Origin of the sequence: Streptomyces sp. NPDC052301, assembly GCF_044593395.1 — a bacterium.
Classification (GTDB): Bacteria; Actinomycetota; Actinomycetes; order Streptomycetales; family Streptomycetaceae; genus Streptomyces.
The window spans coordinates 75962-90854 of sequence record NZ_JBIUBE010000010.1; the positions used below are offsets into that span (position 1 = coordinate 75962).

Here is a 14893-nt window from a genome sequence, read left to right on the forward strand (position 1 = left end):
CTTTCGTGCTCCACGGTAGGGGCGGGGCGGCCCGAGGTCGTTTGTCCGAGTCGTAGCAGTCGGGGCGAGGGGCACTACGGAATGGCGGGATGACCGGCGCCGGTGGTCACTCCGGCGAGGTCGCCTTCAGGGCCAGCCACAGCTCCATGCGGACGTCGGGATCGTCCAGCGACCGTCCCAGGATCTCCTCGACCCTGCGCATCCGGTACCGCAGGGTGTGCCGGTGCACCCCGAGGTCCGCCGCGGCCGCGTCCCACTGCCCGTGCCGGGACAGCCACGCCCGCAGCGAGGCCACCAGGTCCCCCCGCCCCGTCGCGTCGTGCTCGTGCAGCGCCCGCAGCAGCCCGTCGGCGAAGGCCTTCACCGCGTCGTCGGCCAGCAGCGGCAGCACCGAGCCCGCGGCCAGCTGCTCGTGCTCCACCAGCACCCGCCCCCGCCGCCGTGCCACGGACAGCGCCTGCTCGGCCTGTTTGTAGGCGGCCGCCGCGGCGATCGGGCCGGTCGGCGCGGACAGGCCGACGACCAGCTCCTCCTCGTCGGCACCCGCCGGCTCGGGCACCGCCCGCGCCGCCTCCAGCGCCGCCGCGTACTCCGTGCACGCGGCCACCGCCGCTCCGCCGTCCGCGGCCAGCACCACCAGCCGCTCCCCCTCGGGCACGACCAGCACGGCCTCGCCGGAACGCGCCGCGGCGGACTCCACGCCCTCCGCGAGCCCGCCCAGCAGATCACCGCCCGCGTCGGCGGCGAGCGCTGCGGCGGCGCTCGGCCTGGCGCCGGCCACGGCGGGCGCGGGCACGCGCCCCCGGGCCTCCGCGTGCGCCCGTGCGGCCGTGCCGGACGCCGACTCGGCGACGATCATCCGGAACGGCGCGTCGAGCAGCCCGCCGTACAGATCCCCGGCGACGGCCCGGGCGTGGTCCGGCTCCCCGGCGAGCAGCATGCGCAGCACCGCCGTACCCACGCGCTGCTCGGCCGCGTGCAGCGAGCGGGAGCGTTCCGTGGTCAGGGTGAGCAGGGCGATGGCGGAGTGGACGGCGTACCGCTCGGCGGTGCCGAGGGCGGCGGCCGTACCGACGGCGAGGGCCGCGCGCGGGCGCCGGCCCGTGCCCAGCGAGTGCAGCTCCACCCGGTCCTCGTGCTCCGGTCCGCCGACCACCGAGGACGCGGGGGCGGGCCGCTCCCGCAGCCGCTCGACCTCCGCGGTGAGCCGCCCGGCCCGCCGGCCGGCCCACTCCGGCGCGGCGGCGACGACGGCGCCGGAGGCGTCGTACAGCGCGGCCCAGCCGTCGACCTGCCCGGCGAGCACGGTGAGCACCCCCTCGGGGCCGGAGTTCAGGGCCTGTTTGGTCAGTTCGCGCTGGGCGGCGAAGCCCGCCGTGACCGCCCGGTACTGGTCGGCGGCGATCGCCGCGGACACGGCCTTGCTGATCGCGAGGAAGGGGGTGCGCCGGGGCACCTCCAGCAGCGGGAGCCCCTCCTCGGCGCAGGCGTCGACGAGGGGTCCCGGCGTCTCCTCGTAGTTGACCCCGACGGCGAAGCCGAGCCCCACGACGCCCGCCCCGACCAGCCGCCGTACATAGCGGCGCATCGCCTCGGGGTCCTCGGCGTCCAGCTTGAGGGCGGTGACGAGCAGCAGCTCGCCGCCCTCCATGTAGGGCACGGGGTCCGCCAGTTCGCTGACGTGGGCCCAGCGCACGGGCACGTCGAGGCGGTCCTCGCCCGCGCGCACGGTCAGCTTCAGCGCGGAGTGGTGGACGAGCGAGGCAAGCGTCGGGGGCATGAGGCCTTCACGGTGAGGGGACACGGAGCGGGGTGCCAGGTTCCCGGGTCCGAGGGATCCGGGGATCGCGGTGATCTCTTGGCCGCCGCGTATGAACGGCCTACGCCGATTCTGCCTCACCGTACGGTCAGCCGCTGGACCTCCGCCCGCTCCCTCCGCATGCTCCGCCGCCCGCTTCTCAGCCCCGCAGATCCACCAGCAGCGGCGGAGCGTGCTCCCCCTGCACGGTCGTCAGCGACAGCACCGCGTGGCCCGGCGGCACCCCGTGCGCCAGCTCGGACGCCGACCAGCGCTCCCGCTCCACCTGGCGGACGGTGACGGCCCGTGCCGTCGGCGCCTGGCCCGTGATGACCCGGCGCAGCATGTGCACGGCCTTGCCGGCCGGGGTCTCGGCGATGATCTGCCGGTCGGTGACGTCCCGGGTCTCCGTCCACTCCTTGCCCCACACCTCGGCGAAGTCCTGCCCGTCCCAGGGGGTGAGCCCCGACAGCGCCATCCGGCAGCCGGTGGCGCCGAGCAGCGGACCGCGCAGCGGCCGGGGGGCGTCGTCCAGGGTGCGCAGGGTGAGCACCACCCCGGCGTGGGCCGAGCGCAGTCGCTGGACGGCGCGGACCGACTCCGGGGTGACGACTCCGGTGGCGTCGTCCAGCAGCAGGCAGGCGAACAGCGAGCGGTCCTCCCGTACCGCCACGCTCGCCGTGAACTGGGCGAGCACCAGCCGGGCGAGGATCCGGGAGGCGTCGGCGTGGCCGCGCTGGGGCAGGTCGATGCGGACCCGGACCGGGTGGTCGAGGGCCTTGAGGGAGAACGGCCGGGTCTGCCCGGAGGTGTCGAAGAAGGACGCGAAGGCGGGCCGGTCGAGCAGCGCGATCCGGTCGGCGAGCACGCTGCCGACGTCCCCGGGGTGGGCCATCTGCCGCTCGCGGGCGTCGAGTTCGCGCAGGAGTGATTCGTGCCCGGTGTCCGCCAGCGCCTTGCGCAGCGCGGCCAGCGGGCCGGGCGTGCCGTCGAGGAGCTGGCGGAGCTCGGGGACGGAGGGGAAGCGGCCGTGGACGGCCTTGTAGGGGCCGAGCAGCTGGGCGAGGACGGTGGTGGAGCGGCGGCTGTCGCTGCCCGGGTGCGGGTCGGCGAGGTCGCCGACGAGGGCCTCGGCCAGTATGGCGGCGGCCTCGTCGGGATCGGTGGTGCCGCCGTACAGGTCGAGGTCGTGGACGGACTCCGGGTGGCCGATGCGTACGACGACGTCGTAGGCCTCGGCCGGGCCGAGGCCGGCGCCCGCCGCGCCGACCACCACCACGGACGCGCGGCCGGCGAGGGCGTGCAGGCACAGGGACTCGGCGAGCGGCCGTACCACCGAGCCGGTCTTGCCCGAGCCGGCCGGGCCGACGGCGAGCAGCGAGGTGCCGAGCAGGTCGGGCCCGAGGCCGAGGCCGGCGCCGCGGTAGTGGTACGGGTTGCGGGGGTCGTCGGCGGCGGTGCCGAGCCGGACCTGGCCGGTGAGCAGGTCGTGCCGGGCGTGCCGGGCGGGCAGGTCGCGTTCGCCGGAGGGGTGCAGACAGGCGGCGGAGCCGTCCTTCAGCACGGCGCCGGTGAAGGTGGCGAGGCTGTGCCGGCCGGACCGTACGCCCTGCCAGGCCCGCTGGATCCGGGCGTGGTCGACGTCCCGCATCAGCCCGGCCCTGGCCTCGGCGGCCAGCCGCTCGGCGGCGTCGTGGGCGCCGGCGTGGCGCAGCTGCGGCCATTCGGCGGGGTCCTGCTCGGGCGCGGGCGGACGCTCGGCGACCGGCAGGGCGGGACGCCAGGCGGGCGGGCCGTAGCGGCGCCAGACCTCGCCCCAGCGGCCGAGGCGGCCGACGACGAGCAGGATCGCGAGGCCGATGAGGCTGTAGTAGCCGTACCAGAGGAAGGCCTGGGAGACGCTGCTGTCGCTGTTGCGCCAGGAGTCCGGGACGAGCAGGTCGAGGGGGAGCACCCACCAGCTGCCGAGATAGCCGTTCCACAGCAGCGACCACACCAGCCAGCCGACGAGGAACGCGATCAGCGCGCCGCTGATCAGCTGCCGGGCGGGGGTCTGGGCGGGTTCCTGGGCGGGCCGCGGCCGGTGCCCGAGGCGCCACACACCGGGGGCCGCCTCGGGGCGGGGGGTGCGCAGCCAGGTCAGGAAGGCGGAGCCGTCCGGTTTCGGCGGTGCGCCGGGGGGCACCGGGGGCATGGGCGGCACGGCGGAGCCCTCGACCGGAGCCGCTGGGCGTGGCACCGGATTCGCATGCGTACCGCGCACGTCCCGCGTCCCGTCGCTGTCCATCGGTCTTGCCCCCTGACCAGCCGTTCCGTCCACCGTCAGCGAGCCAATCTAACGCCCCTGCAGGGCGAGTTCACCGCTTACGCGGCCGAGAACCCGGCCCGACCGTGCGCACCCGACCCGGACGGCTATGTCCACCAAGGACAATGCGGGGCGCCGACAACGCCCACATGGAGCATGCCCACCCTCCGCGCCCGGCCCTAGCCTGCGAAGAAAGATAGGTAAGCGTCCGAAAAACGCCTCACCGGAACCGCCCGGGACCTACCCGGACCGCCCGGGACCGCCCGGTACGCAAGATCATCAGGGAGCCCCCATGACCGCACTTCCGCAGGAGCGCCGCGTCGTCACCGCCATCCCCGGCCCGAAGTCGCAGGAGCTGCAGGCCCGTCGTACCGCCGTGGTCGCCCAGGGCGTGGGCTCCGTGCTGCCGGTCTTCACCACGCGCGCGGGCGGCGGCATCATCGAGGACGTCGACGGCAACCGCCTGATCGACTTCGGTTCCGGTATCGCCGTGACCTCCGTGGGCGCCTCCGCCGAGGCCGTCGTGCGCCGTGCCTCCGCCCAGCTGGCCGACTTCACCCACACCTGTTTCATGGTCACCCCGTACGAGGGCTACGTGGCGGTCGCCGAGGCCCTCGCGGAGCTCACCCCGGGCGACCACGCCAAGAAGTCCGCGCTGTTCAACTCGGGCGCCGAGGCCGTCGAGAACGCCGTGAAGATCGCCCGTGCGTACACCAAGCGCCAGGCGGTCGTCGTGTTCGACCACGGCTACCACGGCCGGACCAACCTGACCATGGCGCTGACGGCCAAGAACATGCCGTACAAGCACGGCTTCGGTCCGTTCGCCCCCGAGGTCTACCGCGTCCCGGTCGCCTACGGCTACCGCTGGCCGACCGGCCCGGAGAACGCGGGCCCCGAGGCCGCCAAGCAGGCCATCGACCAGATCACCAAGCAGGTCGGCCCGGACAACGTGGCCGCGATCATCATCGAGCCGGTCCTGGGTGAGGGCGGCTTCATCGAGCCGGCCAAGGGCTTCCTGCCGGCGATCAGCCAGTTCGCCAAGGACAACGGCATCGTCTTCGTCGCCGACGAGATCCAGTCCGGCTTCTGCCGCACCGGCCAGTGGTTCGCGTGCGAGGACGAGGGCATCGTCCCGGACCTGATCACCACCGCCAAGGGCATCGCCGGCGGTCTGCCGCTGGCCGCCGTCACCGGCCGCGCCGAGATCATGGACGCCGCGCACGCCGGCGGCCTGGGCGGCACCTACGGCGGCAACCCGGTGGCCTGCGCCGGTGCGCTCGGCGCCATCGAGACGATGAAGGAGCTGGACCTCAACGCCAAGGCGAAGAACATCGAGGCGGTCATGAAGTCCCGCCTGGGCGCCATGGCCGAGAAGTTCGACATCATCGGTGACGTCCGTGGCCGCGGCGCGATGATCGCCATCGAGCTGGTCAAGGACCGCGCCACCAAGGAGCCGAACCCCGAGGCCACCGCCGCGCTGGCCAAGGCCTGCCACGCCGAGGGTCTGCTCGTCCTGACCTGCGGCACCTACGGAAACGTGCTGCGCTTCCTGCCCCCGCTGGTCATCGGCGAGGACCTGCTGAACGAGGGCCTCGACATCATCGAGCAGGCGTTCGCGCGCATCTGAGCAGCAGGTCTGCACCTCTGAAGGGCGCCTGCGGCAGGCCGTGTGAAGAACGTGTGCGAGGTGGATGACGGGACGCGATTCCGTCTGCCCAACCGACTCGGCCTGCCGTAGGTTCTACCCAGATGAGAGATACACCCCGCCCACAGGGGACTGTGGGCGATCTCAGGACGGGGCCTCCCCAGCTTCGACCTGGTCGTGCCCTCGCGCACACAACCGGCGCCTGACGGCTCCGGGATCTCCTCACCGATCGGACGGTCGCCGCCCCAAACCCCCCGGGGCGCGCGACGTTCCGATCCGGACGGCCGCCTCGGAACGCCCCCCCCTGTTCCGGGGCGGCCGACCTCCTTCTCCGATTCCGACACCGGACCTGCCAAGCTGAGTGCCGTGTCGACCCCAGCCCGCCGCGCGCTGCCCCTCCTCGGGGTCCCGGCCGTCCTCTTCGCGCTGATCACCTCGCAGGTGGTGTCCCACGGTCCGCTGCTGCGTCTGGACGCCCGCGTCAGCGCGGCCCTCGTCCGTCCGGACCGGTTCTCCGGGCTGCTCTCCGACCTCGGCGACATCCAGGTCGCCGTCCCCGTGCTCGCCGCGGCCGTGCTCCACGCGGCCTGGCGGGGCCGCACCGCCGGTGTGGACCGGTGGTGGCTGCCGCCGCTCGCCGCGGCCCTGCTGATGGCGCTGCTCCCGGCGATCGTCGTCCCGCTGAAGGACTGGACCGCCCGGCCGGGGACCCCCGTGGTGCCACCGGCCGTCGGCTACTTCCCGTCCGGCCACACGGCGACGGCCGCCGTCGCCTACGGCGCCGCCACCCTGCTGCTGCTCCCCTGGCTCCGGACGGCCTACGCCCGGCGGGAGCTGGTCATCGGCTGCGCTGTCCTCAATGCCGGCGTCGGCTTCGGGCTGGTCCGGCACGGCTATCACTGGCCGCTGGACGTGGTGGCCAGCTGGTGCCTGTGCACGGTACTGCTGACCGTCCTCGCGCTCGTCCTCCGCCTCGGTCTCGGCCTCGGTGACGGCCTCGGCGTCAGCCGAAGTACGCGTCGAAATTCCTCTGGAACTCCCAGTTCGCGTAGCGGTCCCAGTTCACCGACCACGTCATCAGGCCCCGCAGCGCCGGCCAGGTCCCGTGGGTCGTGTACGAGCCGCAGTTCGTCCTCTTCGTCAGACAGTCCAGGGTCTTGGTGACCTCGGACGGGGAGACGTAGCCGTTGCCCGCGTTGATGGACGCCGGCATGCCGATGGCGACCTGGTCGGGGCGCAGCGGCGGGAAGACGTTGTTCTGATCGCCGGCGACCGGGAAGCCGGTGAGCAGCATGTCGGTCATGGCGATGTGGAAGTCGGCGCCGCCCATGGAGTGGTACTGGTTGTCCAGGCCCATGATCGGGCCCGAGTTGTAGTCCTGGACGTGCAGGAGCGTGAGGTCGTCGCGCAGGGCGTGGATCACCGGGAGGTACGCGCCGCAGCGCGGGTCCTGGCCGCCCCACTTGCCGGTGCCGTAGTACTGGTAGCCGTTCTGCACGAAGAACGTCTCCGGGGCCATGCTCAGCACGAACTTGGAGCCGTACTCGGCCTTCAGGGTCTTCAGGGCCGAGATGAGGTTGACGATCACGGGCGTCGTCGGGTTCTTGAAGTCCGTGTCGTTCGTGTCCAGGGACAGGGAGTGGCCCTCGAAGTCGATGTCGAGGCCGTCGAGGCCCCAGGTGTCGATGATCTTCGAGACGGAGGAGACGAAGGCGTCGCGGGCCGCCGTGGTGGTCAGCTGGACCTGGCCGTTCTGGCCGCCGATCGAGATCAGCACCTTCTTGCCGGCGGCCTGCTTGGCCTTGATCGCGGCCTTGAAGTCGGCGTCGCTCTCCGCGTTCGGGCACTCGGTGACCGGGCAGCGGGTGAAGCGGATGTCGCCGGAGGTGGCCGAGGTGGGTTCGCCGAAGGCCAGGTCGATGACGTCCCAGCTGTCGGGGACGTCGGCGAGACGGGTGTAGCCGGAGCCGTTGGCGAAGCTCGCGTGCAGGTAGCCGACGAGGGCGTGCGCCGGCAGGTCGGCCGAGCCGCCTCCGCCGCCGCTGCCGGCGCTGGTCGTCGCCGTCACGACCGCGGATCTCGCGGATTCGCCGGCGTCGTTGCTCGCGGTGACCTGGAAGCCGTACGCCGTCGAGGCGGACAGCCCGGTGACGGTGGCCGATGTGCCGGTCACCGTCTGGACCTTCACCCCGTCGCGGTAGACCGCGTAGCCGGTGGCGCCGGTGACCGCCGACCAGGACAGGGCGACGGAGGACGAGGTGACTCCGGTGGTCTTCACTCCGGTGGGTGCGGCGGGCGGCTGTGCGGTGGTGCCGCCGTCCGGGCCGACCAGGGAGATGTCGTCGGCGTAGTAGGTGCCGGTGCCGTACCAGCCGTGGGTGTAGATCGTGACCTTGGTGGTGGCGGGTCCGGTGCGGAAGGTGGTGCTAAGACGCTGCCAGTCGGGGGCGGACTGGGTCCAGGTGGAGACGTCGGTGGTGCCGGTGCCGTTCGCACCCAGGTAGACGTAGGAACCGCGGACGTAGCCGGACAGGGTGTACTGGGCGTCGGGCCGGACGGTCACCGTCTGGCTGCACTGGGCGTCGTCGCTGCCGGCCGGGGTCGCCCGGAGCGCGGTGCTCCCGGTGTGCACGGGCGAGCCGACCGTCGTGCCGGCCGTGCAGGTCCAGCCGGTCAGGCCGGACTCGAAGCCGCCGTTGGTCGCGACGTCCGCGTCGGCCGCCCGGGCGGCCGACGAGAGCGCGGTGATGCCGGGCACGGCCAGCAGGGCGGCCGTGAGCACGGCGAGGACGGATCCGGGACGTCGTACGCGCGGGGCGCGTGGGGTACGTCTGGCGCGGTCCACAAGGGCCTCCGGGGGCAGGGGAGTTGGAGGAGCGGAGCGCACACAACTTGGTCCAGACCAATCCTGTTGTCAAGGTGTCGCGGCGCTATCCGTCCTCGCTCCCGCCCCTGGCCGGGCCGGCGGCGGCCTCGTGCATCGCCAGCTCCAGCAGGGCCGGGTCGGTCAGCGTGGCCGCCCCGTCCGGCGGCACCAGCCAGCGCACACCCCGGGTGGGCCGGCCCGGGTACGGCACGACGATCCAGGTGCCGGCCCCGGCGGTGCGGATGCCGGTGCCGAGCCAGCGGGCCGCGGTGCCGGGCGGCACGAAGAACCCGACGCGGTTGTCGCCGAAGTCGACGAGCACCGGGCCGGGCCGGTCGAGGACGCGGGTGAGCACGTCCAGGGTCGGGTAGCCGAGGTCCCCCGGCAGGATCAGGACGTCCCACGCCTTGCCGGCGGGCAGCAGGGTGACCCCCAGGGGGCTGCGCTCCCACTCCCAGCGGCAGGCGTCGGGGTCCGGTGCCACGGATGCGAGCCATTCGACCGCCGTCTTCGCCCCGGTCATCGCAAGGCCTCCCTCTCTCTTCTCCGTGCGACGCGGTCGCGTCAGGAGGAGAGAGGGAGGTCTTCCGGGGGCATTACGCGGGTTCCAGGCTCCCTTTGGAGTGAACCGGGTCACCCTCAGCTGTCGAAGCCCAGCCCCAGCCGGTCCATCGTCCGCAGCCACAGGTTGCGGCGGCCGCCGTGCGCGTCCGCGCGGGCCAGGGACCACTTGGTGAGGGCGATGCCGGTCCAGGCGAACGGCTCCGGCGGGAACGGCAGCGGCTTCTTACGGACCATCTCCAGCTCGGTCCGCTCGGTCCGCTCGCCGTCGAGCAGGTCCAGCATCACGTCCGCGCCGAAGCGGGTCGCGCCCACGCCCAGCCCGGTGTAGCCGGCCGCGTACGCGACGTTCCCCTGGTGCGCGGTGCCGAAGAACGCCGAGAAGCGCGAGCAGGTGTCGATCGCGCCGCCCCAGGCGTGGGTGAAGCGGACGCCCTCCAACTGCGGGAAGCAGGTGAAGAAGTGGCCCGCGAGCTTGGCGTACGTCTCCGGCCGGTCGTCGTACTCGGCGCGGACCCGGCCGCCGTAGTGGTGGATCGCGTCGTAGCCGCCCCACAGGATGCGGTTGTCGGCGGACAGCCGGAAGTAGTGGAACTGGTTGGCGCTGTCCCCCAGCCCCTGCCGGTTCTTCCAGCCGATCTCCGCCAGTTGGTCGGCGGTCAGCGGCTCGGTCATGAGCGCGTAGTCGTAGACCGGGACGGTGTAGGAGCGCACGCGGCGCAGCAGGCTCGGGAAGATGTTGGTGCCGAGCGCGACCTTGCGGGCGCGGATCGCGCCGTAGGGGGTGCGTACGGCCATCCCGGCGCCGTAACTCTTCAGCGTCAGCGCGGGCGTGTGCTCGTACACCCGCACGCCCAGCTCCAGGCAGGCCTTCTTCAGGCCCCAGGCCAGCTTCGCGGGGTGCAGCATGGCCACGCCCCTGCGGTCCCACAGGCCCGCCTCGAAGGTGGGCGAGTTCACCTGCTCGCGCACGGCGTCGGCGTCCAGGAACTCGAAGCCGTCGGCGAGGCCCTTCTCCTCCAGCTCCCGGTGCCAGTCGCGCAGCCCCCAGGCCTGGTAGGTCTCGGTGGCCACGTCGATCTCGCCGGTGCGCTCGAACTCGCAGTCGATGCCGTGCCGGGTGACCGCGGCCTCGATCTCGTCGAGGTTGCGCCGGCCCAGCTCCTCCAGCTTCCGGATCTCGTCGGGCCAGCGGGCCATGCCGTTGGGCAGGCCGTGGGTGAGGGAGGAGGCGCAGAAGCCACCGTTGCGGCCGGAGGCGGCCCAGCCCACCTCGCGGCCTTCCAGCAGGACCACATCGCGCTGCGGGTCGCGCTCCTTGGCATTGAGCGCGGTCCACAGGCCGCTGTAGCCGCCGCCGACGACCAGCAGGTCACAGGTCTCGGTGCCGGTCAGGGCGGGCTCGGCGGCCGGCTTGCCGGGGTCTTCCAGCCAGTACGGGACCGGCTGGGCTTCGGAAAGAGAGGCGATCCAGTTGTCTTTGCCACGGCTCATGGCGCTTGGGGCCATGATTTCAACTCCCTACAGAGGACTGCCGGAAAGGCCTACGCCTTTTGCTTGTTCCGGCGATTGCTGATGAGCATCGAGGTCAGGACGAACAGCACGGCGACGAGGAACATGGCCGTCCCGATCACGTTGATCTGGACGGGCGTGCCGCGCTGGGCCGAGCCCCAGACGAACATGGGGAACGTGACGGTCGAGCCCGCGTTGAAGTTGGTGATGATGAAATCGTCGAAGGAGAGCGCGAAGGACAGCAGCGCGCCCGCGGCGATTCCGGGTGCCGCGATCGGCAGGGTGACCCGCAGGAAGGTCTGCACGGGGCCGGCGTACAGGTCCCGGGCGGCCTCCTCCAGGCGCGGGTCCATCGACATCACGCGTGCCTTGACCGCGGTAACGACGAAGCTGAGACAGAACATGATGTGGGCGATGAGGATCGTCATGAAGCCGAGCTGTGCGCCCATGTTGAGGAACAGGGTGAGCAGCGAGGCGGCCATGACGACCTCGGGCATCGCCATCGGCAGGAAGATCAGCGAGTTCACGGCGCCGCGGGCCCGGAAGCGGTAGCGGACCAGCGCGAAGGCGATCATCGTGCCGAGGACGGTCGCGCCGATCGTCGCCCAGACGGCGATCTGCAGGCTGATGGAGAGCGAGCCGCACAGGTCGGCGACGCCGCACGGCTGCTTCCAGGCGTCCAGGGAGAAGTGCTGCCACTCGTAGTTGAAGCGCCCCTTCGGCTTGTTGAAGGAGAACACCGTGACGATGACGTTGGGCAGCAGCAGGTACGCGAGCGTCAACAGACCGGCGATGACGACGAGACGGCGCTTGAGCCAGGTGACGGCGGGCATCAGACCAGATCCTCCGTCCCGGAGCGGCGAATGTAGATCGTGACCATGGCCAGGATCGCGGCCATGAGGATGAACGAGAGGGCCGCGGCGGTCGGGTAGTCCAGGATGCGCAGGAACTGCGTCTGGATGACGTTGCCGATCATGCGGGTGTCGGTGGAGCCGAGCAGTTCGGCGTTGACGTAGTCACCGGCCGCGGGGATGAAGGTCAGCAGCGTGCCGGAGACGACGCCCGGCATCGACAGCGGGAAGGTGACCTTGCGGAAGGTGGTCCAGGGCTTGGCGTACAGGTCGCCGGCCGCCTCGTGCAGCCGTCCGTCGATCCGCTCCAGCGAGGTGTAGAGCGGAAGGATCATGAACGGCAGGAAGTTGTACGTCAGACCGCAGACGACCGCGAGCGGCGTGGCGAGCACGCGGTCGCCGGCCGTCCAGCCGAGGAAGTCGGTGAGGTCCAGGACGTGCAGCGAGTTCAGGGTGTGCACGACCGGGCCGTTGTCCGCGAGGATCGTCTTCCAGGCCAGGGTGCGGATCAGGAAGCTGGTGAAGAACGGCGCGATCACCAGGACCATGAGCAGGTTCTTCCAGCGGCCCGCGCGGAAGGCTATGAGATAGGCCAGCGGGTAGCCGAGCAGCAGGCACAGGACCGTCGCGGCGGCCGCGTAGAAGACCGAGCGCAGGAACTGTGGCCAGTACTCGCTGAGCGCGTCCCAGTAGGTCGCGAAGTGCCAGGTGACCTTGTAGCCGCTCTCCAGGGAGCCCGTCTGCACGGACGTGGAGGCCTGGTAGATCATCGGCAGTGCGAAGAAGACGACCAGCCAGAGCAGGCCCGGCAGCAGCAGCCAGTACGGGGTGAACCGGCCGCGCTTGCGCGGAGGCTTGTTCTCCTCGGCGGCGGGGGCGAGAGGCGGGGGCGCCTCGGTGAGCGTCGACATCAGGCGGCTGCCTCTTCCTCGGTGCCCGCGTCGATGTCCTGGGCCGCGTCCAGGCCGAAGGTGTGTGCCGGGCTCCAGTGCAGGACGACGTCGGCGCCGGGGACGAGCCGGCCGTCGCGCTCGACGTTCTGGACGTACACCGACAACTCGTCGCAGACGGGGCTGTCGATCACGTACTGCGTGGAGACGCCGATGAAGCTCGCGTCGGCGATCGTGCCGGTGAGGCGGTTGCGGCCCTCGGGGATCTCGCCCGCGTCGTCGGCGTGCGTGAGGGAGATCTTCTCGGGGCGGATGCCGAGCAGCACCTTGCCGCCGGCCGTCGTCGGGGCGGCACATCGCGCCTCGGGCAGCACCAGCTTGCCGCCGCCCGCCTTGAGCACGATGTCGTCGCCGTTCTTCGTGTCGACCTCGGCCTCGATCAGGTTGGAGGTGCCGAGGAAGTTCGCGACGAACGTCGTCTGCGGGTTCTCGTACAGGTCGCTCGGCGAGCCCAGCTGCTCGACGCGGCCCGCGTTCATCACGGCGACCGTGTCGGCCATGGTCATGGCCTCCTCCTGGTCGTGCGTGACGTGCACGAAGGTGATCCCGACCTCGGTCTGGATGCGCTTGAGCTCCAGCTGCATCTGGCGGCGCAGCTTGAGGTCGAGGGCGCCGAGCGGCTCGTCGAGGAGGAGCACCTTCGGGTGGTTGATCAGGGCGCGGGCGACGGCGACGCGCTGCTGCTGGCCACCGGAGAGCTGGTGCGGCTTCTTGCGCGCCTGCTCGCCGAGCTGGACCAGCTCCAGCATCTCCTCGACCTGCTTCTTCACACTCTTGATGCCCCGTCGGCGCAGGCCGAAGGCGACGTTCTCGAAGATGTCGAGGTGCGGGAAGAGGGCGTACGACTGGAAGACCGTGTTCACCGGCCGCTTGTACGGCGGCAAGTGGGTGACGTCCTGGTCGCCGAGGCGCACGGTCCCGGAGGAAGGTTCCTCCAGGCCGGCGATCATGCGCAGGGTGGTCGTCTTGCCGCAGCCGGAGGCGCCGAGCAGGGCGAAGAAGGAGCCCTGCGGCACGGTCAGGTCGAGCGGCTGCACGGCGGTGAAGCCGTTGTCGTAGGTCTTGCTGATACCGGAGAGGCGGACGTCGCCGCTGTTGTCTGGTGTCGTCATCGTCGTCACGCCCCTGTGAGCTTCGAGAACTTGGTCTGGTAGGCCGTCTCTTCCTTCTGCGTCAGCGCGCGGAAGGCGTGGGACCTCGCCTGCATGGCCTTGTCGGGAACGATCAACGGGTTGCTCGCCGCCGTTTTGTCGATCTTCGCAAGGTACGGCTGCACCCCCGCGACGGGGCTCACGTAGTTGATGTACGCGGCGAGCTCGGCGGCCGGATCGGGCTCGTAGTAGTAGTCGATGAGCCGCTCGGCGTTCGTCTTGTGGCGCGCCTTGTTGGGGATCAGCATGTTGTCGGTCGACGTCATGTAACCGGCGTCCGGGATGATGTAGCCGACGCGCGGGTTGTCCGACTGGAGCTGGACGATGTCGCCGCCCCAGGCCACGCACGCGGCGAGGTCGCCCTTGGCGAGGTCCGAGGTGTAGTCGTTGCCGGTGAAGCGGCGGATCTGGCCTTTGTCGACGGCCTTCTGGAGGCGGGCGATCACCTTGTCGTAGTCGTCGTCGGTGAACCTCGCCGGGTCGATGCCCATGTCGAGCATGGTCATGCCGACGCTGTCGCGCATCTCCGTCAGGAAGCCGACACGCCCCTTGAGCTTCGGGTTGTCGAGCAGGTCGGAGATCGACTTCACCTCGACACCGTCGAGCGCCTGCTTGTTGAACGCGATGACGGTCGAGATGCCCTGCCACGGGTACGAGTAGGCCCGGCCCGGGTCCCAGTCGGGGTCACGGAACTGTTCCGACAGGTTGGCGAAGGCGTGCGGCAGGTTCGAGGCGTCCAGTTTCTGGACGTACCCCAGCCGGATCATGCGGGCGGCCAGCCAGTCGGTGAGGACGATGAGGTCGCGGCCGGTGTCCTGGCCGGCGGCGAGCTGCGGCTGGATCTTGCCGAAGAACTCGTCGTTGTCGTTGATGTCCTCGGTGTACTTGGCCTGGATCCCGGTCCGCCGGGCGAACGCGTCCAGCGTGGGATGGCGCTTGCCCTTGTCGTCGACGTCGATGTACTCGGGCCAGTTGGAGAAGTTGACGACCTTCTCCTTGGCCGAGTGGTCGTCGGCGGACACGCCGCCCTGCGTCCGGGTCGCCGCGGGGATCCCGCAGGCGCTCAGCGCCCCGAGTCCGCCGGCCGCGAGCGCACCGCCCGCAGAGGCGCGCAGCAGCGACCGACGCGTCAGGGCGGCCCGGCCGGTACGGAGGCTGCGCCGCATCGCGGCGGCTTCGACCGGCGTCAGACGGTCGGGCTCGAACTGCTCCATGCGTGGTGCCTTTCGGGAGGGAGGGGTCGGTCGGCCTGGT

Annotated in this window: 10 protein-coding genes and 1 pseudogene; 2 read left to right on the plus strand and 9 right to left on the minus strand. The window is 71.6% G+C overall.

What is annotated here, in order from left to right; genetic code table 11:
• Window positions 1–106: 106 nt before the first annotated feature.
• Together ACIHEJ_RS26995 and ACIHEJ_RS27000 are read right to left on the minus strand one after the other, a co-directional pair.
• Window positions 107–1780: a PucR family transcriptional regulator gene (locus ACIHEJ_RS26995; RefSeq protein ID WP_400139223.1), complete on the minus strand. Its 1674-nt coding sequence runs from the start codon at window positions 1778–1780 to the stop codon at window positions 107–109.
• 178 nt (window positions 1781–1958) lie between these two features.
• Window positions 1959–4085: an ATP-binding protein gene (locus ACIHEJ_RS27000; RefSeq protein ID WP_400139224.1), complete on the minus strand. Its 2127-nt coding sequence runs from the start codon at window positions 4083–4085 to the stop codon at window positions 1959–1961.
• Window positions 4086–4395: 310 nt separating this feature from the next.
• Here ACIHEJ_RS27000 and gabT point away from each other — a divergent pair, with 310 nt between their 5' ends.
• Window positions 4396–5730, plus strand: a complete 1335-nt coding sequence (gene gabT / locus ACIHEJ_RS27005) for a 4-aminobutyrate--2-oxoglutarate transaminase (protein WP_400139225.1) — start codon at window positions 4396–4398, stop codon at window positions 5728–5730.
• A 669-nt stretch (window positions 5731–6399) separates the two neighbouring features.
• A pseudogene (locus ACIHEJ_RS27010) lies at window positions 6400–6651 on the plus strand (phosphatase PAP2 family protein); the annotation flags it as partial.
• A gap of 100 nt (window positions 6652–6751) precedes the next feature.
• Here the strand turns inward: ACIHEJ_RS27010 and ACIHEJ_RS27015 are convergent.
• The 7 genes from ACIHEJ_RS27015 to ACIHEJ_RS27045 all read right to left on the minus strand — a co-directional run bounded on the left by ACIHEJ_RS27015 (window position 6752) and on the right by ACIHEJ_RS27045 (window position 14853).
• Window positions 6752–8593: a chitinase gene (locus tag ACIHEJ_RS27015; protein ID WP_400139226.1), complete on the minus strand. Its 1842-nt coding sequence runs from the start codon at window positions 8591–8593 to the stop codon at window positions 6752–6754.
• An 85-nt stretch (window positions 8594–8678) separates the two neighbouring features.
• On the minus strand, window positions 8679–9137 hold the full coding sequence (locus ACIHEJ_RS27020) for a hypothetical protein (RefSeq protein ID WP_400139227.1): 459 nt from the start codon (window positions 9135–9137) through the stop codon (window positions 8679–8681).
• A 116-nt stretch (window positions 9138–9253) separates the two neighbouring features.
• Window positions 9254–10684, minus strand: a complete 1431-nt coding sequence (locus ACIHEJ_RS27025; protein WP_400139228.1) for an NAD(P)/FAD-dependent oxidoreductase — start codon at window positions 10682–10684, stop codon at window positions 9254–9256.
• Window positions 10685–10719: 35 nt separating this feature from the next.
• Complete coding sequence (locus ACIHEJ_RS27030) at window positions 10720–11520, minus strand: ABC transporter permease (RefSeq protein ID WP_400139229.1); 801 nt, start codon at window positions 11518–11520, stop codon at window positions 10720–10722.
• Window positions 11520–12449 (minus strand): ABC transporter permease, encoded by a 930-nt coding sequence (locus ACIHEJ_RS27035; RefSeq protein WP_400139230.1) that lies wholly within the window; start codon window positions 12447–12449, stop codon window positions 11520–11522. Before ACIHEJ_RS27035 ends, ACIHEJ_RS27030 begins: the two co-directional genes overlap by 1 nt.
• The gene (locus tag ACIHEJ_RS27040; RefSeq protein ID WP_400139231.1) at window positions 12449–13600 is read right to left on the minus strand and encodes an ABC transporter ATP-binding protein; all 1152 of its coding nucleotides are present in this window, start codon (window positions 13598–13600) and stop codon (window positions 12449–12451) included. The genes ACIHEJ_RS27035 and ACIHEJ_RS27040 overlap by 1 nt, the downstream gene beginning before the upstream one ends.
• A gap of 5 nt (window positions 13601–13605) precedes the next feature.
• On the minus strand, window positions 13606–14853 hold the full coding sequence (locus tag ACIHEJ_RS27045) for a spermidine/putrescine ABC transporter substrate-binding protein (RefSeq protein ID WP_400139232.1): 1248 nt from the start codon (window positions 14851–14853) through the stop codon (window positions 13606–13608).
• Window positions 14854–14893: the final 40 nt, after the last annotated feature.

Coding starts and splice junctions, on each gene's coding strand:
- ACIHEJ_RS27020 (WP_400139227.1), bottom strand. CDS start 9,137: ATGACCGGGGCGAAGACGGCGGTCGAATGGCTCGCATCCGTGGCACCG.
- ACIHEJ_RS27030 (WP_400139229.1), bottom strand. CDS start 11,520: ATGCCCGCCGTCACCTGGCTCAAGCGCCGTCTCGTCGTCATCGCCGGT.
- gabT (WP_400139225.1), top strand. CDS start 4,396: ATGACCGCACTTCCGCAGGAGCGCCGCGTCGTCACCGCCATCCCCGGC.
- ACIHEJ_RS27025 (WP_400139228.1), bottom strand. CDS start 10,684: ATGGCCCCAAGCGCCATGAGCCGTGGCAAAGACAACTGGATCGCCTCT.
- ACIHEJ_RS27040 (WP_400139231.1), bottom strand. CDS start 13,600: ATGACGACACCAGACAACAGCGGCGACGTCCGCCTCTCCGGTATCAGC.
- ACIHEJ_RS27000 (WP_400139224.1), bottom strand. CDS start 4,085: ATGGACAGCGACGGGACGCGGGACGTGCGCGGTACGCATGCGAATCCG.
- ACIHEJ_RS27045 (WP_400139232.1), bottom strand. CDS start 14,853: ATGGAGCAGTTCGAGCCCGACCGTCTGACGCCGGTCGAAGCCGCCGCG.
- ACIHEJ_RS26995 (WP_400139223.1), bottom strand. CDS start 1,780: ATGCCCCCGACGCTTGCCTCGCTCGTCCACCACTCCGCGCTGAAGCTG.
- ACIHEJ_RS27035 (WP_400139230.1), bottom strand. CDS start 12,449: ATGTCGACGCTCACCGAGGCGCCCCCGCCTCTCGCCCCCGCCGCCGAG.